A 22,012-nucleotide genomic window follows, 5' to 3' on the forward strand; every position below is an offset into this window, starting at 1 on the left:
CGCCGGCATACAGCTGGTACGAGGACGCCTCACCGACCTGCGATGCGTCGCATCCGACGCCGCGCGCCGATCCACCGGGGCCCACGCGACAGCTCTCAGCGACGGAGCATCGTGACCACCGCCGCGCCGCCGAGCCCGATGTTGTGGGCGAGTCCGACCCGGGCATCGGGCACCTGCCGGGGGCCCGCCTCGCCGCGCAGCTGCCAGGTGAGTTCGGCGGCCTGGGCGATGCCGGTGGCGCCGAGCGGGTGGCCCTTGGAGATCAGTCCGCCGGACGGGTTGACGACCCAGCGGCCGCCGTAGGTGGTGGCCCCGGACTCGACGAGCTTGCCGGACTCGCCCTCGCCGCACAGCCCGAGCGCCTCGTACGTCAGGAGCTCGTTGATGGAGAAGCAGTCGTGCAGCTCGATGACGTCGAGGTCCGCCGGCGAGAGCCCCGAGGTGTCGTACACCTGCTGGGCGGCGGCCCGGGACATGGGCCGGCCGACGGCGTCGATGCAGGTACCGGAGGCGAACGACTCACCGGTGTCGGTCGTCATGGCCTGGGCGACGATCTCGACGGCCCGACCGCCCAGCCCGTGGCTCTCCACGAACCGTTCCGATACGACGACGGCGGCGGCCGCCCCGTCGGAGGTGGGCGAGCACTGGAGCTTGGTCAGCGGGCGGTGCACGGTCCGGGCGGCGAGGATGTCGTCGACCGTGTACGGGTCCTGGAACTGCGCGTACGGATTGTTCACCGAGTGCCGGTGGTTCTTGGCGCCGACCGCCGCGAGCTGCGCCTCGGTCGTCCCGTACCGGTCCATGTGTTCGCGGGCCGCGTTGCCGAATATCTGGGCGGTGGGCGGGGACATCTCGAAGCCGTGGGCGGCGGCCATGATCCCGTAGTGCCGGGCGACGGGCGACGTCCGGAAGTCGGCCGCGCCGCCGTCGGATCCGCCGCCGCCCAGTGCCCCGCGCGCCATCTTCTCGAATCCGAGCGTCAGCACGCAGTCGCTGATGCCGCCCTCGACGAACTGACGGGCCAGCATCAGCGCGGTGGAGCCGGTCGCACAGTTGTTGTTGACGTTGTAGACGGGTACGCCGGTCAGTCCGAGTTCGTACGCGGCGCGCTGGCCGGCCGTGGAGGCCTGGAAGCAGTAGCCGACGGGGACCTGCTGCACCTGCTCGTAACGGATCCCGGCGTCGGCCAGCGCCGCGTCCCCGGCCTCCTTCACCATGTCCCAGTACTGCCAGTCGCGCGTCTCGGGCTTCTCGAACTTCGTCATCCCGACACCGACGATGTAGGCCTTCATGGACTTCCTCCCGGGCCGCTGCCATGCTCCGACTCATCTGACGATGCGTCAGATAATGGCAGCGGGGTCCGGCCGGCGGAAGGCTGCGTGACCGGTGAGCGCCTGACCGAGCCCGAAAGTGTGCATCTCCGTGGTGCCCTCACAGGTGAGGGCGTGAAGCTCCTCGACCGGTACCCGGCGGGTGTCACGGGTCCCGGGGCAGGCCGAGGATGCGCTCGGCGACGACATTGAGCTGGACCTGGGTGGTGCCACCCGCGACGGTCAGGCAGCGGGACATCAGAAAGCCGTGCAGGGCCCGCGCCGCCGGGCCCTCGTCGGTCGCACCGGCCGGTCCCAGAAGTTCCAGGGCGAGCTCGGCGACCTTCTGCTGGTGTGTGGTCTGGACGAGTTTGCGGATGGATGCCCCGGCGCCCGGCTCCAGGCCGGAGACCTGTTGCATGGTGGTCCGCAGCCCGATGCAGGCGAGCGCGTGCGCCTCGGCGGCCAGCGCGCCGATCCGCGCCCGGTACGTGCCGTCGAGTTCGCCGGAGCGGGCGATCAGCGCTTCCAGGCCGGTGTCGAAGGTCATCTGGTCGGCCATGTGGACACGTTCGTTGCCGAGGGTGTTTCGGGCGACCCGCCAGCCGTCGCGGATGTCGCCGACGACCGCGTCCGGGGGCAGCAGGACGTCGTCGAAGTACACCTCGTTGAAGAGGGAGTCGCCGGTGATCTCCTTCAGCGGGCGGATGTGGATACCTGCGGTGTTCTTCATGTCGACGAGGAAGTAGCCGATCCCCTGGTGCTTGGGGGCGTCCGGGTCGGTCCTGGCGAGCAGGATGCCGTGGTCGGCCCATTGGGCGGCGCTCGTCCACACCTTCTGGCCGTTGATCCGCCAGCCGTCGGCGGTCCGCTCCGCCCTCGTCCGGAGCGAGGCGAGGTCGGAGCCGGCGCCGGGCTCGGAGAACAGCTGGCACCACAGGAGTTCACCGCGCAGGGTGGGCAGGAGATAGCGGTCCTGCTGCTCCGGCGTCCCGTACGCGAGGAGCGACGGCACCACCCAGGTGGCGATTCCGAGCCCGCTCACCTTCACGCCCTGTTCCGCCAACTCCTGTTGCACGGCCAGCTGTTGCACCGGCCCGGCGTCCAGTCCGTACGGGGCGGGCAGGTGCGGCGCGGCGTAGCCGGCCGGGGCGAGGGCGCGGCGGGCCGCCTCCGGATCGAGGCCCCGGGCGGCGGCGATGGTCTCGCGCGCCTCGGCACGGTGGCGAGCGGCTGCGGCGGGCAGTTCCAGGGAGAGCTCGCGGCGGGCCCCGCCTTCGGCGAGCCGGGCCGCCCGCAGCCGGTGCGCGTCCCCGGCCCCGAGCAGCTGGCGCGCCACCACGGCCCGGCGCAGGTGGAGGTGGGCGTCGTGCTCCCAGGTGAAGCCGATACCGCCGAGGATCTGGATGCAGTCCTTGGCGCAGCTGTGGGCGGCGTCCAGAGCGGTGCCCGCGGCGAGGGCGGCGACCAGTGCGCGTGCCTCCGGGGCCTCGTCCGCCGCGCGGGCGGCGTCCCACACCAGCGCGCGGGCCTGCTCGACACGTACCAGCATGTCGGCGCAGAGGTGTTTGATGCCCTGGAACTGTCCGATGGGGCGGCCGAACTGTTCACGGACCTTGGCGTACGCGACGGCGGTGTCCAGCGCCCAGGCTGCGGTGCCGCATGCCTCGGCGGCGAACAGGACTGCGGCGAGGTCGCGGACGGTCCCGGAGTCGATGCGTACGGCACGGGCCGCGGGGACGAGTACGCCGTCGGCGCGGACCTCCGCGGTGGGCCGGGTCGGGTCGGCGCCGCGGTGCGGGCGTACGGTCAGCCCTTCGGCAGCGGAGTCGACGGCGAACCAGCGGGTGCCGCCGGCCGATGCGGCGGGGAGCAGGAGCAGGTCGGCATCGGCGCCGGAGAGCACGGGCGGGGCGACGCCGTCGAGGAGATGGCCGCCCTCGCTCTCCACAGCGGTGAGGGTGCCGGGGCCGAGGGCGACGGCGCCGATGCGGGTGCCGTCCGCGAGGGCGCGTGCAAGATCACTCGTGCCTGCCCCGCCGAGCAGCGCCGAAGCGAGTGCGGTGGCCAGGTAGGGGCCGGGGAGCGCGGCCCGGCCCGTCTCCTCCAGGACCACGGCGAGGTCGACGAGTGCGCCGCCCCCGCCCCCGTACCCCTCGGGCAGATGGAGGGCGAGCAGACCCTGTTCCGCCAACCCGTCCCAGTAGCCGGGGCGCACGCCGGGCGCAGAAGGGGTGCTCGCGTCGAGGAGTTTGCGGATCTCCTCCGGCGGCACGGCGCGCGCCAGCCACCCCCGTACGGACTGCGCCAGCTCCCTCTGCTCTTGGCTGATTGCGATGCCCATATGCGGATCCTCGCCGGTCGCGGCCACTGGAACGGCGCAAGAGTAGAACACGTTCCAATTCGATGGAAGGTCGGACGACCGTGCGCTTCCCACCGAGGAACGCGTCGTGTCCCATTCGCCCTGCGTTCACAGGAATACGGCGGACATCCGGAAGTGTTCAACCTGCACCCACTTGGCGGTCACTGCTGCCCGCCGCCGGACCGCACTCCACCTCCACCCCCTTCTTCCGCTGCCCGGAGGCCGCACGCATGCCACAAGCGACGCACGATCAGCACGCCGGGGAGCAGCCGCTCCCCGATCCGCGGACCCACCGTGCGGGTGGCGGTGTGGTCCCCGTTCTCGCCTTCGCGGGTATCACCGTCGCGGTCATGCAGACCCTGCTCGTCCCCGTCATCAAGGACCTGCCCGCCCTTCTCCACACCGATCCGTCCAACGCCACCTGGGTACTGACCGCGACCCTGCTCGCGGGTGCCGTCGCCACACCGATCATGGGCCGGCTCGGCGACCTCTACGGCAAGCGGAAGATGCTGCTCACCAGCCTCGCCGTCATGGTGATCGGCTCGCTGATCTGTGCCTTCACCGATCAACTCGTGGTCATGATCGCGGGACGGGCGCTCCAGGGCTTCGCCATGGGCGCCATCCCGCTGGGCATCGGCATCATGCGCGACGAGCTGCCGCGCGAGAAGCTCGGCTCGGCGATGGCGCTGATGAGCTCCTCGATCGGGGTGGGCGGCGGGCTCGCGCTGCCCGCCGCCGCGCTGGTCGCCCAGCACGCCGACTGGCACACACTGTTCTTCGGCGCAGCCGGCCTCGGGGTGCTGTCGATGGTGCTGACCGTCCTCGCCGTGCCGGAGACCTCGCTGCGGGCGCCCGGCAGGTTCGATCTGCCCGGTGCGCTAGGGCTCTCGCTCGGCCTGGTCTGCCTGCTGCTGCCGATCACCAAGGGCAGCGACTGGGGCTGGACCTCGGCCACCACGCTCGGACTGATCGCCGCGTCCCTGCTGATCCTGGTGGTGTGGGGGCTCTTCGAGCTGCGCAGCCCGGCGCCGCTGGTCGATCTGAGGACCTCGGCCCGGCGCGAGGTACTGCTCACCAACCTCACCTCGGTGATGGTCGGCGTCGCGTTCTACGCCGTCTCGCTCGTCCTGCCGCAGCTGCTCCAGCTGCCGGTCTCGACCGGGTACGGCCTCGGGCAGTCGATGGTCGTGGCGGGCCTGTGCGTGGCGCCGCTGGGTCTGACCATGATGCTCGTCGCCCCGCTTTACGCCCGGCTGTCGGCCCGCCGCGGCCCCAAGGTGTCACTGATGCTCGGCATGCTGATCATCGCGATCGGATACGGGGCAGGACTCGGTCTGATGAGTGCCGCCTGGCAGACCGTGGTGATCGCGGTGGCGCTCGGGGCCGGTATCGGGCTCGCGTACTCCTCGCTGCCCGCGCTGATCATCGGGGCCGTCGACCCGTCGGAGACCGGCGCGGCCAACGGTCTGAACACTCTGATGCGGTCGATCGGTACGTCGGTGTCGAGCGCCGTGATCGGCATGGTGCTGGCCAACACCTCGGTGCGCATGGGTCCGGGGCAGGTGCCTTCGATGGAGGGGTTCCGGACCTCGTTCATGATCGCCACGGGCGCCGTGCTGATCGGTCTGGTACTGGCCGCGTTCCTGCCGTCGCAGCGCGACGCGCTGCGGCCGGTGCTGCTGGCCAGCAGCACGGACGGGGCGACGCCCGCCCAGGAGGCCTCCAGCCCCGTCGTCCGGTCGGAGGGCTTCCGGGGCAGGGTGCTGGACGCGGACGGCACACCGGTGCCCCGCGCCAACGTCACTCTGATCGACCGGATGGGGCGGCAGGCGGGACTCACCGTGACGGACGAAGCCGGCCGGTACACCCTGGCCGCCCCGTCCACCGGCAGCTTCGTCCTGGCCGGTTCCGCCTCCGGATACGCGCCGCGCGCCTGCCCGGCGGCATATCCGGCGACCGGCCTGCCGGCCGAGGTCGACCTCGTACTGACGGTCAGCGCACCGGAGCGTCGAACCGCGGTGCCGTCGTGAGTGGTTGAGAGGCGCGGAGCCAACCAGAGCAACACGGCAGGGAGCGGTGGGCCCGACCTTCCGGTCCCTGTTCGCGGTGCGTGCGCAGCTCGACCAGCCGCTCGGCTCGATTCTGCGCCCGTTCAACCGCGTGCGCACTCGCCGCAACGAAGTCGGATACCGCTCCGCCGAAGCGCCGGCTGTGACGGCGGAGGAGGTCGCGGCGGATCTGCCGAAAGTCCAGGCGCTGATCGATCTCGCCGGGAAGGCCATCCCCGACATGCCTCGCTCCTGACCCCCGCCGACACCGCCGACCAGGCCGTACGGCACCATGGGGCGCCGTTCGATCCCCGTACCGCCAGGAGGAACCCCGTGGCCGCCGAGCCCAAGCCCGAGATTCTCGCCGCCTTTCAGGCCGCCAAGGGGTTCATGCCGGTGGGCGAGGGGCTCGCCCTCCACGCGGCCGCGACCGACGCCGCCGCGCTCGGTCTGCCGCTGCTGGAGGTCGGGACGTACTGCGGGCGGTCCACGATCCTGCTCGCCGACGCCGCCCGGGCGGCCGGTGTGACGGCGCTCACCGTCGACCATCACCGTGGCAGCGAGGAGCAGCAGCCCGGCTGGGAGTACCACGACCCGACCGTCGTGGACCCGGAGGTCGGCCGGATGGACACACTGCCGACGTTCCGCCGCACCCTGCACGCGGCCGGGCTCGAAGACCATGTCGTGGCGCTCGTCGGCCGCTCCCCGCAGGTCGCGGCCGTCTGGGGCGGGAAGGTCGGCTTCGTCTTCATCGACGGCGGGCACACCGACGAGCATGCGAACGGCGACTACGAGGGCTGGGCGCCGCATCTCGCCGAGGGCGGGCTGCTCGTGATCCACGACGTGTTCCCCGATCCCGCGCACGGCGGCCAGGCCCCGTACCGGGTGTATCTGCGGGCGCTGGAGTCCGGGGCGTTCACCGAGGTGTCGGTCACGGACTCGCTGCGCGTCCTGCGCCGTACGGGAACGGGGATCTGAGCCGCCCGGATAGCATCGCGGCGTGCCGTACGACGACAGCGTTTCCCCCACCCCGCACCGCCGGCCCCTGCTCGTCGCCGCCGCGCTCGCAGCCGTGTGCCTGAGTGCCGCGGGCTGCGGAGCGGGCGGCGACAGCGGCGGGGCGCAGGCCCGGCCCCGGCAGGACAGCAGCGCCACCTCCGCCGTGCCGCCGTCGGTCCCGCCGTCCCGGAGCGCTCCGACGCCGGAGAAGACGTCCGCGTCACCCTCGAAGACCACGGGCGGCCGGGCGTCGGGACCGCTGTCCGGGAAGACCGTCGTCATCGATCCCGGGCACAACCCGAACAACCATCTGCACACCCGCGAGATCAGCCGCCAGGTGGACATCGGTACCACGCACAAGGAGTGCGACACCACCGGTACGTCCACCAACTCCGGTTACGCGGAGGCCCAGTTCACGCTGGATGTTTCGCACCGGATGCGCGCGCTGCTCCAGGCGCAGGGCGCGAAGGTGATCCTGACGTACGACAACGACCGCCCGTACGGCCCGTGCGTCGACGAGCGGGCCCGGATCGGCAACAACGCCAAGGCCGACGCGGTCGTCTCGGTGCACGCGGACGGTTCCGCGGCCGGCAACCGGGGGTTCCATGTGATCCTTCCCGCACTCGTGCGCGGCGGAGCCGCCGACACCTCGAAGATCGTGGATCCCTCCCGTGATCTCGGCACCCGTATCGCGGGGCTCTTCGTCCGCGCCACCGGAAGTGCGCCTTCCAATTACGTCGGCGGCAATACGGGGTTGGACACCCGCAGTGATCTGGGCGGGCTGAATTTGTCGACCGTGCCCAAGGTGTTCATCGAGTGCGGCAATATGCGTGATCCGAAGGACGCCGCTCTGCTCACCAGTGCGGGTTGGCGCCAGAAGGCCGCACAAGGCATTGCCGATGGCATCACTTCCTACTTCAAGGGGTAAAGCAGAGAAGTTGTGCGGTAGTTGTGCGGTAGTTGTGCGGGGGTATTACGGGGGGTGGCCGCCCAACGTCCGGGCCGGGACACAACCCGTCCGGGCAGACGATAGATTCATCCGTACGGTGGGGAGCCGCCTCCGAGCTTCGCGCCGTGCCCGCCGTACCGGCGGCAGCGACGACCGCCCCGACGAGACGACCGACTAAGGACCTTCACGTGAATATCCGCTCCCTCACTCGAGGCGATGGCGTGGTGATCGGCGCAGCGGTGGTGCTGTTCATCGCCTCTTTCCTCGACCTCGCCGGCATCGACTGCCCTGCGGGCCTCAACTGCTCCGGCTTCGACGCCCCGAATGCGTGGGACGCCCTCGGGGTCCTCATGAGCGTCTTCCTGGCCGGTATCATCGGTGCGGTGCTGGTGGTCGTGGGCCGCGCCATGCCGAGCCGCAAGGTCGTCGGCCTCGACCTCGGTCAATTCGGCGCCGCCTTCTGCGTCTTCGCGCTGTGGACGGCATTCTGGACGATCATCGACGCCAGCGACGCGGGTACCGGCCTGATCCTCGGCCTGCTCGCGGCCATCGTGCTCGCCGGCGGCGCGGTCGCGACGCCGCTCGTCCCGGCGCTCAAGGCTCCTCTGATGGGCGCCCCGCGTCCGCAGGCCGTGCAGTCGCCGTACGGTGGCCAGCCGCAGCCGGGCCAGGGTTACGGGTACCCCGGCGCCCAGCAGCAGCCGTACGGCGCCCAGCCGGGTCAGCCGCAGCCGTACGGTGCGCAGCCGCAGCCCGGTCAGCCCGATCCCGCCATGGCGCACGCGCCGCAGGCGCAGCAGCAGGCCCCGCAGGGCGGCTCGGCGCCGGCGGGTGACTTCACGCCGTTCTGGTTCGCGGTGCCGGTGGCCCGTCCGCTGTACGGCGAGGACGGTTCGCCGAGCCCGATCGCCGAACTGGCGCCGGGCACCTGGTACCTCGCGGTGGAGCAGCGCGGTCCGGGCCTCATCGCCCAGACCCAGGACGGCCGTCGCGGTGTGCTTCAGGACACCACGGGCATCCAGCGCGGCTGACCACAGCTCCTTCTCCGGCGGCCCCTCGCCCCTTCCGGGCGGGGGGCCGCTGTCATACCCTCCGTCCGTGCGGATCGAACTGACGCGTGGTCATATATGTTCGGAGGGACCGTCATGCGGCTCGGACTCGCTCTCGGCTACTGGGGCCGCGGCCCGGACCCCGCCCATCTGGAGCTTGCCCGCGAGGCGGAGCGGCTGGGCTACGACTCGGTGTGGACGGCGGAGTCCTGGGGCTCCGACGCCTTCACCCCACTGACCTGGATCGCCGCCCACACCTCCCGTATCCGGCTCGGCACCGGCATCGCGCAGATGGCGGCGCGCACCCCGACCGCGACCGCCATGCACGCGCTGACCCTCGACCATCTCTCCGGCGGCCGGATGATGCTCGGGCTCGGGCTCTCCGGGCCGCAGGTGGTGGAGGGCTGGTACGGGCGCCCGTTCCCGAAGAGTCCGCTGACCGCCACCCGCGAGTACGTCGAGATCATCCGGCAAGTGCTCAGGCGTGAGGCCCCGGTCGAGCTGGCCGGACGCTTCCACTCGCATCCGTACACCGGTCCGGACGCGACCGGCCTCGGCAAGCCGCTGAAGCCGATCACCCACCCGCTGCGAGCCGGGCTGCCCGTGCTGCTGGGCGCGGAGGGGCCGAAGAACATCGCGCAGACGACGCGGATCGCGGACGGCTGGCTGCCTCTGTACTGGTCGCCGCTGCGCACCGATGTGTACGTGGCTTCGCTGGCCGGCCTCCCCGACGGCTTCATGATCGCGCCGATGGCCCGCGCGCACGTCTGTGACGATGTCGCGGAGGGGCTGTTACCGGTGAAGGCGATGCTCGGTTTCTACATCGGAGGGATGGGTCATGCCGCCCGTAACTTCCATGCCGACCTGATGGCCCGGATGGGCTTCGAGGAGGAGGCACGGCGGATCCAGCGGCTGTTCCTGGAGGGCCGCAAGGAGGAGGCGGTGCTGGCCGTGCCGGACGCGTTCGCCGACGAGATCTCGCTCGTCGGACCACGTGAACGGATCGCGGAGCGGCTGGAGTTGTGGCGCAAGGGCCCGGTGACCGACCTGCTGGTCACGGCACCGGATCCCCACACGCTGCGGGTACTGGCAGATCTCAACAACGCCTGAGGGCTGTCCCGTGATCCCTGGTCGATCAGCGCGCGGCGTCGGATGCGGTGCACCGCAAGGCGGAGGCGCGTCATCGCACCGGGCGTATTCGGGCGTTCCGACAACGCAGCGAGGTGCCGCAGCTGTCGTCGTGCGCCCGCCAGGGACTACGGGGCAGCCGTTGGGCGCCCGCCTCATGCGAACCTCGCCCGCTCCAGCCAGAAGTCCAGCAGCTCCCGCTCACCCAGCACCTCGACACGCCCGCTGTCCACGCCCTGCCGCCGGTTGAACACCAGCATCAGATCGGTCAGCGGACCGCGCACCGCGACCGTCGCCTTCTCGTGTGCCCGCCGCCAGGTGAATCCGTCGTCGCCGAACTCGATCAGCCACTCCGCCCCGGGCATGTCCGTGGCATGCAGATGAAGCGACCTTCCGGCTCCCCGGAGCTCCACGGCCTCCCTGTCCCCCTCGGACTGCGCGAAGGCGACGATCTCCAGCCATTCGTCGATCGTGTCGGCCGCCAGCTCGGGCGCCACCTCGTAGTCGGCGTTCACCGTGACGGCCGCATCCGCGCGGTGGACGACCGTCTCGTGGGCCATGCGCCGCGCCCAGAATCCGGTGCTCCGGTCCCATGCCCAGGCCCAGACCGGCAGCCCGGCGCCGGCCTCGCGCAGGGCGGCGACGGTCTTCGCGGCCCCGTCGGCCAGCCACGCGTCGAGCGTCGCGGGGTCGTCACGGTCCGGCGTGAACTGCGGCACCTGCTCGTCCGGGACCGCCTCGGTCGCCCGGGTACGGATGATCTCGTCGACCCAGCGGTGGGCTCCGCCGACGTGGACGGCGAGGTCGCGCAACGTCCACTCGGGGCAGGTCGGAACCTTCGCACCGAGGTCCGCGCCGCTGATCACGGTTCTCAGCCCGTCGGTCTGACGGAGGATCTCTTCGCAGTAGTGGTCGTGTGCCAGAAGCGTCATGACGGCAGCCTATTGCTCGTGTGCCGCCACCCCCATGCGGTTATCCACCGAGCTGGGAGGCGGTCGGCACCTTGTCCTTCACCTCGGCGCCCGCGCTCTTGCCGGCGTCCTTGATGTTGGTGATGACGTCCTCGAAGGCGCCGACATCCCCCGCGCCCGCCTGGCCGTTGCGGAGCTTGGTGCCCATCCCCTTGAGCGACTCGATCCCCGCCGTCAGCGGTGCGACCGCCTTCGACAGCAGCGGGTCGCCCTTGGCGTTCACCGATGCCGCCTTGAGCCGGTTGTAGGCGAAGCCGCCCGCGAGCCCGGCCTTGACCAGAGCGAACGTCCGGCCGTCCGCACCCTTCTTGAACTTGCCCGCACGGTACGGCTTGATGATCCACTGATACGTCGCGCCCGCAGCTAGCCCGGCGTTGGCGACGAACCGCGTCTTGGCCAGCTTCTGCTTCTGCGCCGACGCCGTACCGCTCGGTGTCGCGGAGGCGCTCGCGCCGGTACCGGAGTCGTTGCCGCACGCCGTGACGCTCACCAGTACGGTGCAGGACAACAGCAGCGCCACGAACAGACGGCGGAGCGGTACGGAACTGGGCACAGCGGGCCTCCCTGACGGGGCACATCAATGAGTTCGGCGGTGGGCGCCGCGGTGCGGCACGCCCTGCCAGGCTCACCCGGGTCCGCGCGCCGCGCCACTCAAGGGGTGCCGACCGGGTTTCGGTCCGCGGAAAACGGCAACCTGGTATCCATGTCTCCTGGAACAGGCACGAGAAGCAGCACCGCCGCACGTGTCATAGCCGTGGTGGCCGACGTCATGGCCTTCATCATCGGCTTGTGGATCCTGATGTACCTGCTGGACGCGAACCGGGGCAACGACCTCGTGGCCTTCGTCAAGAACGCCGCCCGCTGGCTGGCCGGCTGGTCGTACGACCTGTTCACGTTCGACGAGGCCTGGGCGCGGGTCGTCTCCGGATACGGCCTCGCAGCCATCGTCTATCTCTTCATCGGACACGCGGTGGCGGGCCGTATCCGCCGTCCGTAACCCCCCGCCCGGCCGTCGGGCCCGCCCCTAGGGGGCGCAGCAGTCCGGCTCCAGGCCCGTCGGCAGCCGTTCGCCGCCGAATACCGCGACGGTCGCCTCATCGCCCCCCAGGGCGGCCACGGCGAGCAGCAGCGATCCGGCGGTCCAGGTGGTGAGTTCCTCCGGCCAGAACGCCCGGTTGCCTTCGAAGACGTACCCCGTCCAGTACATGCCGCCCTCGGCACGCAGATGCTGGATGGACTGGAGGATCTCCAGGGCCCGGTCGGACTCCCCCATCACCCAGAGAGCCAGGGCGAGTTCGCAGCTTTCGCCACCCGTCACCCAAGGGTTGGGCAGCACGCAGCGCACCCCTAGGCCGGGGACGACGAAGCGGTCCCAGGCTTCCTCCATCCGCTCCTTGGCGGCCGCTCCGGTGAGCGCGCCGCCGAGGACCGGGTAGTACCAGTCCATCGAGTAGCGGCTCTTGTCGAGGAAGCGTTCGGGGTGGCTGCGGATCGCGTGCGCGAGCGCGCCGGTCGCCAACTCCCAGTCCGGCTGCGGCTCTTCGCGCTGCTCGGCGATGGCGAGTGCGCAGCGCAGTGCCTGGTGGATGGAGGAGCTGCCGGTCAGCAGCGCGTCGTCGACCGGAGTACCGTCGGGTTCGCGCTTCCAGCCGATCTGGCCGCCGGGCTGCTGGAGCCGCAGGACGAATTCGACGGCCGCGTACACGGTCGGCCACATCCGGTCGATGAACCCGTCGTCGCCGGTGGCGAGATAGTGGTGCCAGACGCCGACGGCCACGTACGCGCAGAAGTTGGACTCCAGGCCCCGGTCGGTCGGCCGGTCCGGGTCGCCGTCGTGGTAGGCGGCGTACCAGGAGCCGTCCTTGTTCTGGTGCCGGGCCAGCCAGTCGTACGCGCGCTCCGCGGCGGCGTGCTCGCCCGCGGCGTCGAGGGCCATGGCGGCTTCGGTGTGGTCCCACGGGTCGAGGTGGTGGCCTCGGAACCAGGGCAGAGCACCGTCCTCGCGCTGCACGGCGAGCAGCGCGGCGACGGTCTCCGTCGCCTGCTCCGCGGTGAGCACTCCGGGCAGCACGAGGTGTTCGGTCTGCTCGGGAGTGGTCACGCCTCGGCCTTCGAAAGGTCGTTCGCGGCAGCTGCAGCGGCAGCGGCCTTGGGCAGGTGCGGCTTGGTGGCGTACGCGACGAAGCTCTTGCCGACGACCGGGTTGAGCAGTTGCTCGGCGACCCGGGTGACGGCGGGCTTCTTCATGATGTCCCAGACCAGCAGCTTGTGGTACGCACGGACCGGCAGCGCCTTGTCGTTGTCGACGCCGAATGCGCACTTGAGCCACCAGTACGGGGAGTGCAGCGCGTGCGCGTGGTGGGTGCCGTACGGCTTGAGGCCGGCGCCGCGCATCTTGCCGAGGAGTTCCTCGGCCCGGTAGATGCGGATGTGGCCGCCCTCGACCTCGTGGTACGCGTCGGAAAGGGCCCAGCAGACCTTCTCGGGGCCGTACCGCGGCACGGTGACGGCGATCCGGCCGCCCGGCTTGAGGACCCGGACCATCTCGGCGAGCACGCCCTTGTCGTCGGGGATGTGCTCCATCACCTCGGAGATGATGACGACGTCGAAGGACTCGTCGGGGAACGGCAGGTTGAGCGCGTCGCCCTCCATCGCGGTCGCGGTGGCGCCCGCGGGGGCCTCTCCGGCCTCCTTCATCGCCGCGAACCACTTCGCGACCTCGCGGATCTCCTCGCCGTTCCGGTCGAGTGCCACGACCTGGGCGCCGCGCCGGTAGCACTCGAAGGCGTGGCGCCCGGCGCCGCAGCCCAGGTCGAGCACTCGGTCGCCTACGGCGAGCGGGAAGCGGGTGAAGTCCACGGTCAGCACAAGTGCCTGCTTTCGCGGTCGAGGGGTTCAGGGGGCAGGGACAGCGGGGGCGGACTGCGGGGTCACCGTCGGCCGCCGGGTTGCGCGGTGGCGGCGCGGGCGGCGATCGCCTGCCGGTAGAGCTCCGCGGTGCCGATGGCCGCCTGCTTCCAGGTGAACCGGGCCAGCACCCGGGCTCGGCCCTCGGCGCCGAGCCGGGCCCGCAGCTCCGGGTCTCCGAGCAGCCGGGCGAGCGCGGCGGCCAGGGCCCCGGCGTCCGCGGGCTGCACGGCCAGACAGGTCTCGCCGTCCGGACCCGCGACCTCGGGGATCGCACCGCCGGTGGTCGCGACGAGCGGGGTGCCGGTGGCCATGGCCTCGGCAGCCGGCAGCGAGAACCCTTCGTACAGCGAGGGGACGCAGGCGACCTCGGCGCTGCGCACCAGGTCGACGAGTTCGGCGTCGCTGATGCCCTTGACGAAGCGGACGGCGTCCTGGAGGCCGTACCGCTCGATGGCCTGCGCGACGGGCCCGTCCTCGGCCCGCTTGCCGACGACCACGAGGTGCGCCTGCGGGTTCTCGGTGCGGAGTTTGGCGAGCGCCTCGACGAGGTGGACGAGGCCCTTCAGTGGGACGTCGGCACTGGAGGTGGTGACGATCCGGCCGGGCACCTCGGCGACCGACGGGTCGGGCGACCACAGGTCGGTGTCCGCGCCGATGTGCACGACATGGATCCGGTCCTGCCGCACCCCGAGATGGTCGACGATCTCCTGCTTGGAGGAGCCGGAGACGGTGAGCACCGACGGCAGCCTGCGCGCCACCCGCTTCTGCATGCGGGTGAAGGCGTACCAGCGGCGTACGGAGGCGCGGCGGCGCCGGCTGTCGGCGGCGTCCAGATCCAGCTGCCGGTCGACGGTGATGGGGTGGTGGATGGTGGTGACGAGCGGGGCACCGAGGTCCGCCAACAGCCCGTACCCGAGGGTCTGGTTGTCGTGGATGACGTCGAACTGGCCGCGACGGGAGGCGAGATGGCGGCGGGCACGCAGGCTGAAGGTGAGCGGCTCCGGGAAGCCGCCGGTCCACATGGTGGCGACCTCGGCTGCGTCGATCCAGTCCCGGTACTCGCCGCGCCGCGGGGTGCGGAACGGGTCGGGCTGACGGTAGAGGTCCAGGCTCGGCAGCTCGGTGAGCGGGACGCCCTCGTCGAGTACGGGATAGGGCTGGGCACCGATCACTTCGACGCTGTGGCCGAGGCGGGCCAGCTCGCGGCCGAGGTGGCGTACGTACACACCCTGGCCGCCGCAGAAGGGGTTGCCCTTGTAGGTGAGGAGTGCGATGCGCAACGGTCGCCCGTCGGCGGTGGCGGCCGACGTGTCACTGCCCGTGCGGGGGCCTGTCTCTATGGCCTCAGCGGTCACACTCGGCCCCCTTCTCACTGCGTGTTCGCCGGAGCGTAACCGCTCACGCTAATCTAGAACAAGTTTCAGACTGGAACGTTCAATGAGCTACGAATCTACCGGCAGGTAGCGTCGGCGCAACGGCCGGATCAGGTGATTCGCGCCACGACCGGCACCCTGGCATGCTGTGCGCCGCCGGGAGCCCACGCGCCTCCTCCGGTTGCGGACAGAAGCCATGGATGGGGACACATGACAGCGGAAGCCAAGCCGGCATCGCCGCCCCTGACGGAACGGCAGGAGGCCCGCCGCCGCCGCATCCTGCACGCCAGCGCCCAGCTCGCCAGCAGGGGCGGGTTCGAGGCGGTGCAGATGCGGGAGGTGGCGGAGGCCGCCGGGGTCGCCCTGGGCACGCTGTACCGGTACTTCCCGTCCAAGATCCATCTGCTGGTCGCCACCATGCAGGACCAGCTCCAGCACATGCACGGAACGCTGCGCAAACGGCCTCCGGCCGGGGACGACGCGGCACAGCGGGTCGCCGACACGCTGATGCGGGCGTTCCGCGCGCTGCAGCGCGAACCGCATCTGGCGGACGCGATGGTGCGCGCGCTGACCTTCGCGGACCGCAGCGTGAGCCCCGAGGTGGACACCGTCTCGCGGCTCACGACGGCGATCATCCTGGACTCGATGGGGCTGGAGCACCCGACGCCCGAGCAGCTGTCCGCGGTCCGGGTCATCGAGCACACCTGGCACTCGGCGCTGATCACCTGGCTGTCGGGACGGGCGTCGATCGCCCAGGTGAAGATAGACATCGAGACGGTGTGCCGGCTGATCGACGTGACGTCACCCCCGGAAGCGTCCTAGCGCGTCGCGCGGTGGGCCTGCAGGCCCACCGCAGGCCCGGTCCCGGCACCCGTGCGGTCCGTGCCGACGCGCCACGGCCCAGAGTCATGTCCCAGCAGAAGAAGGGGTGTTGACGAGGGCCGGCCTGCGGGACGCACCCCCTCACCCCCGGCCCCGGGCCATGTGCGGCCCGCACATGCGCACCGCCTCAGGTGGGGCGTCCTGCACCATGTCGACGGCGCCACGGTGTTCATACGGTTCGGCGACATCACAGGAACCCCGCCGAGGAGCCGGTCACCATGCGTCGCAGAGCCACAGGCACCGTCCACCACCGCAGATCCCTCTCCGCCGTCGTCACCCTGGCCGCCGCAGGACTCCTGCTGGCCGGCTGCACCGCCGCCGGGAAGGCGGGTGAGGCGGACTCCGCGTCCGGCAAGAGCGCGAAGGGCCAGACCGTCAAGGTGGGGCTGGTCTACTCCCGGACCGGGCTGCTCGCGGACTACGGGAAGCAGTACCGCGACGGGTTCATGGCAGGCCTGGACTACGCGACGCACGGCACCGGCAAGGTCGCCGGGCAGCGCATCGAGGTCACCGAGCAGGACGACGCGGGCGATCCGGGCAAGGCGGTCTCCGCCGCGAAGAACCTGATCGGCAAGGGCTACAAGGTGCTCGCCGGGACCACGGACTCCGGGGTCGCCCTGCAGATGGCGCCGCTCGCCGCGCAGAACAAGGTCCTGTACGTCAGCGGGCCCGCCGCGACCGATGCCGTGACCGGGATCAACGACTACACGTTCCGCTCCGGCCGGCAGTCCTACCAGGACATCCTCACCGCCGGGACGATGCTCGGCGAGGCCGAGGGCAAGAAGGTCACCGTGCTGGCCCAGGACTCCACCTTCGGCCAGGCCAACGTCGCCGCGGTGAAGGCCGTCCTCGGTGGCAAGGGCGCAACGGTCGGCTCCGTGCTGGCCCCGCCGAGCGCCACGGACCTGACCCCGTTCGCCCGGCAGGTGAAGGCCGCCGGTCCGGATCTGGTCTTCGTGGCCTGGGCGGGTTCCACCGCCCCCGCGCTGTGGACCGCGCTGGACCAGCAGGGTGTGCTGGGCGCGTCCAAGGTCGTCACCGGCCTGGCCGGCACGGCCTCGTACCCGATCTTCGGCGCCGCCGGTTCCAAGGTCTCGTTCCTGGCGCACTACTTCCCCGGTGCGGGCGGCGGCAACGCCGTGGAGAAGTCGATGCTGGACTCCGTGACCAAGGCCGGGGGCACCCCTGACCTGTTCACTCCCGACGGCTTCACCGCCGCACAGATGATCGTGCACGCGGTGGAGGAGGGCAGCGCCACCGATCCCGCCGCCATGGCGAAGGCCCTGGAGGGCTGGACCTTCGACGGAGTGAAGGGCAAGGAGCAGGTGCGGGCCGAGGACCACGCCCTGATTCAGCCGATGTTCGTGGCCAAACTGACCGGCAAGGGCGCCACCGCCGAGCCGAAGCTGGTGACCACCGAGCCGATGGACAAGGTGGCGCCGCCCGCGAAGCCCTCGGCGGGCTGACCGATGGCCGCACCGGGCATCACGACGGAACACGGGAGCGGGGCGCGGAGCACCGCCCCCGTGCTCCGGCTGACCGGCCTCGGCTGGGGCGTCGGCGGGGCGACCATCGTCGAGGACATCACGCTGGACGTCCGCGAGGGCGAGTTCCTCGCCTTCATCGGCCCCAACGGGGCGGGCAAGACCTCACTGTTCAACCTGATCAGCGGGCTGACCAAGGCCACCTCGGGCACCATCGCGCTGGACGGCACGGACATGACCGGCCGGCCCGCGCACGCCCGGGCCCGGCGCGGGATCGGCCGGACGTTCCAGACCTCCAGCCTCTGGCCGGGGATGAGCGTGGCCGACCACGTCCGGCTGGCCGCACAGGCCGCCCGGGGCGGTTCGTACCGCGTATGGCGGCGCGCTTCCCCGTACACCGACGACGTACACGGCGTACTGGAGCGCACCGGGCTCGGCCACCGCGCCGGGGCCCTGGCGTCCGAGCTGTCGCACGGCGAGAAGCGGAAACTGGAGCTGGCGGTGCTGCTGGTGGGAGAGCCGCGGCTGATGCTGCTCGACGAGCCGATGGCCGGGGTGAGCGCGGAGGAGGTCCCCGCGCTCACCGAACTGATCCGCACCCTGCACCGGGACGAGGGCCGCACCGTCCTCATGGTCGAACACCACATGGACGTCCTGCTGGGGCTGGCCGACCGGCTCGCCGTGATGCACCACGGCCGGCTGCTGGCGCTGGACACCCCCGAGGCCGTGACCGCCGACCCGACCGTGCAGCAGGCATACCTCGGGGAGGGGCTGTGACGACCGGAACGCTTCTCACCGTACGGGACCTGCGGGTCCTCATCGGCGGCCGGCACATCCTGCACGGGGTGGACCTGGACGTCGCCCGGCACGGGGTGACCGCGCTCCTCGGCCGGAACGGCGCCGGGAAGACCACGACCGTCCGCGGCATCCTCGGTCTCGTGCCGCGCACCGGCAGCGTCCGGCTCGACGGCGAGGAGACCGTGGCGCTGCCCACCCACACGCTGGTCCGGCAGGGCATCGGCTACGCCCCCGAGGACCGCGGCGTCTTCGCCGGGCTGACCGTGGCGGAGAACCTGCGACTGGCCGAGCGGCGCGGGGCAGGCGAGCCGGCGTACCCGCTCGTCCATGAACTCTTCCCCGAACTGAAGCTCCGGGAAAGGCAGTTGGCCGGGACGCTCTCCGGCGGTCAGCAGCAGATGGTGGCCATCGGCCGCACCCTGCTCAACGGCAACCGGCTGATCATCGCCGACGAACCCACCAAGGGACTGGCGCCCAAGGTGGTCACCGAGGTCGCCGAGGTGCTCGAACGGGCCGCCGAGGCGGTACCGGTGCTGCTCGTGGAACAGAACCTCGCCGTCGTACGGCGCCTGGCCGCCCACTGCACCGTGCTCGCCGACGGCCGAACCGCCCACCAGGGCCCGGCCGGTGAGCTGCTGGGCGACGCGGAGGCGGCGCGCCGGCTGCTGGGCGTGGGGCGCGGCCCGGCCACCGAAGCACCTTCCGTGGAGGCGGATTCCTGATGTCCACCGTCGTTCTGCTCGCCATGACCGGACTCGGTCTGGGAGCGCTCTACTTCCTGATCGCCTCCGGGCTATCGCTGATCTTCGGCCTGATGGACGTGCTCAACTTCGCCCACGGCGCGCTGCTCTCCATCGGCGCGTACGGCACCTGGTGGGCGGCGTCCGGGAACCTGCCGGGCGCGGGCCCCGGCGGTGCGGGCTTCGTCCTCGCGGTCCTCTTCGGTACGGCGGTGGGCACCGTCGCCGCCGTGGTGCTGGAGCTCGCCGTCGTCCGCCCGCTGTACACCCGGCCGCGCGAGCAGGTGCTCGCCACGGTCGGGGTGGGGCTCGCCGTCCCGGCGCTGCTGTCGGGCATCTGGGGCTCGGACGCCCTGCGCTTCCCCGGGCCCGAGGCACTGTCCGGCACGTTCTCCCTGCTGGGCGCGGAAGTTCCGGTCAACCGCCTGGTGCTGATCGCGGCCGCGGTCGTGGTGCTGGTCGCGCTGCGGCTCTTCCTGGGGCGGACCCGGCACGGACTGGTCGTACGGGCGGGGGTCGAGGACCGGGCGATGGTGACCGCGCTCGGCATCGACGTACGGAAGGCGTTCACCCTCGTCTTCGCGATCGGCGGCTCGGCCGCCGCGCTCGGCGGGGCGCTCGGCGGGCTGTACTTCGGCTCGGTCGACCCCCGGCAGGGCACCTCGCTGCTGATCTTCGCGTTCGTCGTGGTGGTCACCGGCGGCATGGGTTCGGTGACCGGCGCCGCCGCGGCGTCCGTCGTGATCGGCCTGGTCCAGCAGTTCGCCAACTACTACACCGCAGCGGGCCTCGGCGACCTGGCCGTCGTCGTCCTGCTCGCCGCGCTGCTGCTCGTACGGCCGCGCGGACTGACGGGGAGGATCGCGTGAGCACCGTGACCGGGACACCCGACCGCACGAGCGCCACGCCGGCGGCGCCGTCCGACGCACCGGCCGGCGCCGGCACGGCCCGGCTGCTGCGCTGGTGGCCGGCCGCCGTGCTGGTGGTGCTGATCGTCGCGCCGTACAGCGCGCTGCCGCTGCCGGGCCTGCTCGACGGCCCCGTCGGAAGTGCGGGAAGCCTGCAACTCCTCGCCACCTGCCTGCTGTTCGGTGCCCTGGCCACCGGCTACGACCTGCTGCTCGGCCGCACCGGGCTGCTCTCCTTCGGTCATGCGCTGTACTTCGCCGCAGGCAGCTACGCCACGAACACGATCATGCTGGAGGCCGGTCTGCCGTTCGCCGTCTCGGCCCTGGTCGGCGTCTGCTTCGGGATCGCGCTCGCCCTGGTGCTGGGTTCGGTGAGCCTGCGGGTCACCGGTATCGGCTTCTCCATGGTGACGCTGGCCTTCGCCCAGGCGGGCTCGATCCTGGTCTCCCGCAACCCCGGTGGCTTCACCGGCGGCGAGGAGGGCCGGGCCGCGCCCGCCGAGCTGCTGCCGTCCGGGCTCGTGGGCATCGAGCACACGGCCAACCTGTACTGGGTCGCGCTCGGCTATCTGGTGCTCACCCTGGCCGTCGTCCACTGGGCGGTCCGGTCGCCGACCGGGCGGGTCTGGGAAGGCATCAAGGAGAACGAACGCCGGGTGGAGGTGCTGGGGCTGCGGCCGTACGGGTTCAAGCTGACGGCCTTCGTCCTGGCCGGTGCGCTGGCGGCGCTCGGCGGACTCGTCCATCTGCTGCTCACCGGCGGCTCCACACCCCAGACGACGACCTCGGACTTCACATTGTCGCTGCTGGTGATGGTGGTGCTGGGCGGTTCGGGTACCCGCTGGGGGCCGATGGTCGGCGGCATCCTGTACACGTGGGCCGATCACCGGCTCGGCGATCTCGCCGGCTCGGGGGCGGTCGCCGACCTGCCCGCGGTGCTGCGGGTACCGCTCTCCCAGCCGCTGTTCCTGCTCGGTGTGCTGTTCGTGGCCGTGGTACATCTGCTGCCGGGCGGGCTGGCACGGCTGCCGTCCCGGCTGGGCTCCGCCCTCCGTGCACCCAGAGGCGCAACCAGAGCGGGCGCAGTCGCCCGGAAGGAGAACCGGCACTCATGACCCCGTACGAAGAGATACGTGTCCCGGTCACCGGGGGCGAGCTGGCGGCGCTGCGCTGGCCGGCCGGGGAGCCCGGTGCGCCGGTGGTCGTGGCCCTGCACGGCATCACGGCCAACTCGCTCTCCTGGGGCACGGTGGCCGGGATGCTGGCCGGACGGGTCACGCTGATCGCCCCGGATCTGCGCGGCCGGGCGGCGAGCGCCGGGCTGCCCGGCCCGTACGGGATCGCGGCACATGCCGATGACGTCGCCGCGCTGACCGGGGCGCTCGGCCTGGACCGGGTGGTGCTGGCCGGACACTCGATGGGCGCGTTCGTGGCGGCCCTGGCCGCCGTACGGCATCCGGAGCGCTTCGGTCCGCTGCTGCTCGTCGACGGCGGGGTCGGCTTCCCGGCCCCCACCCATCTTTCTCCGGACGAACTCATGGCGGCGGTGATCGGCCCGGCCATGGACCGGCTGTCGATGACGTTCGCCGACCGCGCCGCCTACCGGGCGTTCTGGCAGGCGCACCCCGCGTTCGCCGGGGGCGCCTGGTCGCCGGAGGTCGATGCGTACATCCAGCGCGACCTGACGGGCGAGGAGCCGACGATGCACTCCACCTGCCGGATCGAGGCGGTTCGCACGGACGGGATCGGCCTCTTCGAGGAGGAAGTGCTTTCGGCCGTGAGGAAGTTGCCGGTACCGGCGACTCTGCTGTGGGCGGCGCGCGGTCTGATGGACGAGGAGCAGGGGCTGTACGACGAACAGCGACTGGCGGTGGCCGGCCTCGGGGACACGCGAGTGGAGCCGGTGGCGGCACCGGACGTCAATCACTACACGGTGCTCACGGGTGGCGCGGGCGCGCAGGAGATCGCCACCCGACTGGTGGCACTGGCGAACACACCCGTGCCGGGCAACGCCTGAGCACACCCTCAGGCGGCCCGCCGGGCACGACCCACCCCACCCGGGCAGAACCCGGCCCGGGTGGCGATCGAGGACGTCTTCCGA

The 22,012-nt window shown here is 71.6% G+C and carries 21 protein-coding genes; 14 read left to right on the forward strand and 7 right to left on the reverse strand.

Translation table 11 applies throughout. The annotated features are described in order from the left end of the window. Positions 1 to 95: 95 nt before the first annotated feature. On the reverse strand, positions 96 to 1,292 hold the full coding sequence (locus tag ACFYP5_RS07970; RefSeq protein WP_389032047.1) for a lipid-transfer protein: 1,197 nt from the start codon (positions 1,290 to 1,292) through the stop codon (positions 96 to 98). Between the two features lie 184 nt (positions 1,293 to 1,476). Then, on the reverse strand, positions 1,477 to 3,654 hold the full coding sequence (locus ACFYP5_RS07975; RefSeq protein WP_389032049.1) for an acyl-CoA dehydrogenase: 2,178 nt from the start codon (positions 3,652 to 3,654) through the stop codon (positions 1,477 to 1,479). Between the two features lie 248 nt (positions 3,655 to 3,902). Here ACFYP5_RS07975 and ACFYP5_RS07980 point away from each other — a divergent pair, with 248 nt between their 5' ends. From ACFYP5_RS07980 to ACFYP5_RS08005, 6 genes are all read left to right on the forward strand, one after another. Continuing rightward, a complete protein-coding gene (locus ACFYP5_RS07980; protein ID WP_389032052.1) occupies positions 3,903 to 5,702 on the forward strand; it encodes an MFS transporter in 1,800 nt (599 codons plus the stop codon). A gap of 46 nt (positions 5,703 to 5,748) precedes the next feature. Next, positions 5,749 to 5,976, forward strand: coding sequence for a hypothetical protein (locus ACFYP5_RS07985; RefSeq protein WP_389032054.1), 228 nt, complete (start codon positions 5,749 to 5,751; stop codon positions 5,974 to 5,976). Between the two features lie 134 nt (positions 5,977 to 6,110). After that, the gene (locus tag ACFYP5_RS07990) at positions 6,111 to 6,698 is read left to right on the forward strand and encodes a class I SAM-dependent methyltransferase (RefSeq protein WP_389032978.1); all 588 of its coding nucleotides are present in this window, start codon (positions 6,111 to 6,113) and stop codon (positions 6,696 to 6,698) included. 22 nt (positions 6,699 to 6,720) lie between these two features. Continuing rightward, the gene (locus ACFYP5_RS07995; protein WP_389032057.1) at positions 6,721 to 7,647 is read left to right on the forward strand and encodes an N-acetylmuramoyl-L-alanine amidase; all 927 of its coding nucleotides are present in this window, start codon (positions 6,721 to 6,723) and stop codon (positions 7,645 to 7,647) included. Positions 7,648 to 7,856: 209 nt separating this feature from the next. After that, positions 7,857 to 8,699, forward strand: coding sequence for a hypothetical protein (locus tag ACFYP5_RS08000; protein WP_389032059.1), 843 nt, complete (start codon positions 7,857 to 7,859; stop codon positions 8,697 to 8,699). 114 nt (positions 8,700 to 8,813) lie between these two features. Continuing rightward, entirely contained in the window at positions 8,814 to 9,827 is a 1,014-nt protein-coding gene (locus ACFYP5_RS08005; protein ID WP_389032062.1) for an LLM class F420-dependent oxidoreductase, read from the forward strand. A 173-nt stretch (positions 9,828 to 10,000) separates the two neighbouring features. Here the strand turns inward: ACFYP5_RS08005 and ACFYP5_RS08010 are convergent, their stop codons facing one another. Next, on the reverse strand, positions 10,001 to 10,777 hold the full coding sequence (locus tag ACFYP5_RS08010) for a maleylpyruvate isomerase family mycothiol-dependent enzyme (protein ID WP_389032065.1): 777 nt from the start codon (positions 10,775 to 10,777) through the stop codon (positions 10,001 to 10,003). Between the two features lie 40 nt (positions 10,778 to 10,817). Next, positions 10,818 to 11,369: a hypothetical protein gene (locus ACFYP5_RS08015; protein WP_389032067.1), complete on the reverse strand. Its 552-nt coding sequence runs from the start codon at positions 11,367 to 11,369 to the stop codon at positions 10,818 to 10,820. A 150-nt stretch (positions 11,370 to 11,519) separates the two neighbouring features. Here ACFYP5_RS08015 and ACFYP5_RS08020 point away from each other — a divergent pair, with 150 nt between their 5' ends. Next, positions 11,520 to 11,813: a hypothetical protein gene (locus tag ACFYP5_RS08020; RefSeq protein ID WP_313937069.1), complete on the forward strand. Its 294-nt coding sequence runs from the start codon at positions 11,520 to 11,522 to the stop codon at positions 11,811 to 11,813. A 27-nt stretch (positions 11,814 to 11,840) separates the two neighbouring features. On the opposite strand, the gene ACFYP5_RS08025 is transcribed toward ACFYP5_RS08020, so the two are convergent. From ACFYP5_RS08025 to ACFYP5_RS08035, 3 genes are all read right to left on the reverse strand, one after another. Further along, complete coding sequence (locus ACFYP5_RS08025) at positions 11,841 to 12,917, reverse strand: prenyltransferase (protein ID WP_371796320.1); 1,077 nt, start codon at positions 12,915 to 12,917, stop codon at positions 11,841 to 11,843. After that, entirely contained in the window at positions 12,914 to 13,684 is a 771-nt protein-coding gene (locus ACFYP5_RS08030) for a class I SAM-dependent methyltransferase (protein WP_389032069.1), read from the reverse strand. The genes ACFYP5_RS08025 and ACFYP5_RS08030 overlap by 4 nt, the downstream gene beginning before the upstream one ends. Positions 13,685 to 13,746: 62 nt before the next feature. Next, positions 13,747 to 15,081 (reverse strand): glycosyltransferase family 4 protein, encoded by a 1,335-nt coding sequence (locus tag ACFYP5_RS08035; RefSeq protein ID WP_389032072.1) that lies wholly within the window; start codon positions 15,079 to 15,081, stop codon positions 13,747 to 13,749. A gap of 228 nt (positions 15,082 to 15,309) precedes the next feature. Between ACFYP5_RS08035 and ACFYP5_RS08040 the strand changes: the two genes are divergently transcribed. The 7 genes from ACFYP5_RS08040 (at position 15,310) to ACFYP5_RS08070 (ending at position 21,928) form a co-directional block, all read left to right on the forward strand. Next, on the forward strand, positions 15,310 to 15,921 hold the full coding sequence (locus ACFYP5_RS08040; protein WP_389032074.1) for a TetR family transcriptional regulator: 612 nt from the start codon (positions 15,310 to 15,312) through the stop codon (positions 15,919 to 15,921). 278 nt (positions 15,922 to 16,199) lie between these two features. Continuing rightward, positions 16,200 to 17,447: a substrate-binding domain-containing protein gene (locus ACFYP5_RS08045; RefSeq protein ID WP_389032077.1), complete on the forward strand. Its 1,248-nt coding sequence runs from the start codon at positions 16,200 to 16,202 to the stop codon at positions 17,445 to 17,447. A 3-nt stretch (positions 17,448 to 17,450) separates the two neighbouring features. After that, on the forward strand, positions 17,451 to 18,242 hold the full coding sequence (locus ACFYP5_RS08050; RefSeq protein WP_389032080.1) for an ABC transporter ATP-binding protein: 792 nt from the start codon (positions 17,451 to 17,453) through the stop codon (positions 18,240 to 18,242). Then, positions 18,239 to 18,985, forward strand: a complete 747-nt coding sequence (locus ACFYP5_RS08055) for an ABC transporter ATP-binding protein (protein WP_389032082.1) — start codon at positions 18,239 to 18,241, stop codon at positions 18,983 to 18,985. Before ACFYP5_RS08050 ends, ACFYP5_RS08055 begins: the two co-directional genes overlap by 4 nt. Continuing rightward, positions 18,985 to 19,872, forward strand: a complete 888-nt coding sequence (locus ACFYP5_RS08060; protein WP_389032085.1) for a branched-chain amino acid ABC transporter permease — start codon at positions 18,985 to 18,987, stop codon at positions 19,870 to 19,872. The genes ACFYP5_RS08055 and ACFYP5_RS08060 overlap by 1 nt, the downstream gene beginning before the upstream one ends. Continuing rightward, on the forward strand, positions 19,869 to 21,026 hold the full coding sequence (locus ACFYP5_RS08065) for a branched-chain amino acid ABC transporter permease (protein ID WP_389032087.1): 1,158 nt from the start codon (positions 19,869 to 19,871) through the stop codon (positions 21,024 to 21,026). The genes ACFYP5_RS08060 and ACFYP5_RS08065 overlap by 4 nt, the downstream gene beginning before the upstream one ends. Beyond that, positions 21,023 to 21,928, forward strand: a complete 906-nt coding sequence (locus ACFYP5_RS08070) for an alpha/beta fold hydrolase (protein WP_389032090.1) — start codon at positions 21,023 to 21,025, stop codon at positions 21,926 to 21,928. Before ACFYP5_RS08065 ends, ACFYP5_RS08070 begins: the two co-directional genes overlap by 4 nt. Positions 21,929 to 22,012 lie beyond the last annotated feature (84 nt).

The organism is Streptomyces sp. NPDC005262 (genome assembly GCF_042872425.1).
GTDB lineage: Bacteria > Actinomycetota > Actinomycetes > Streptomycetales > Streptomycetaceae > Streptomyces.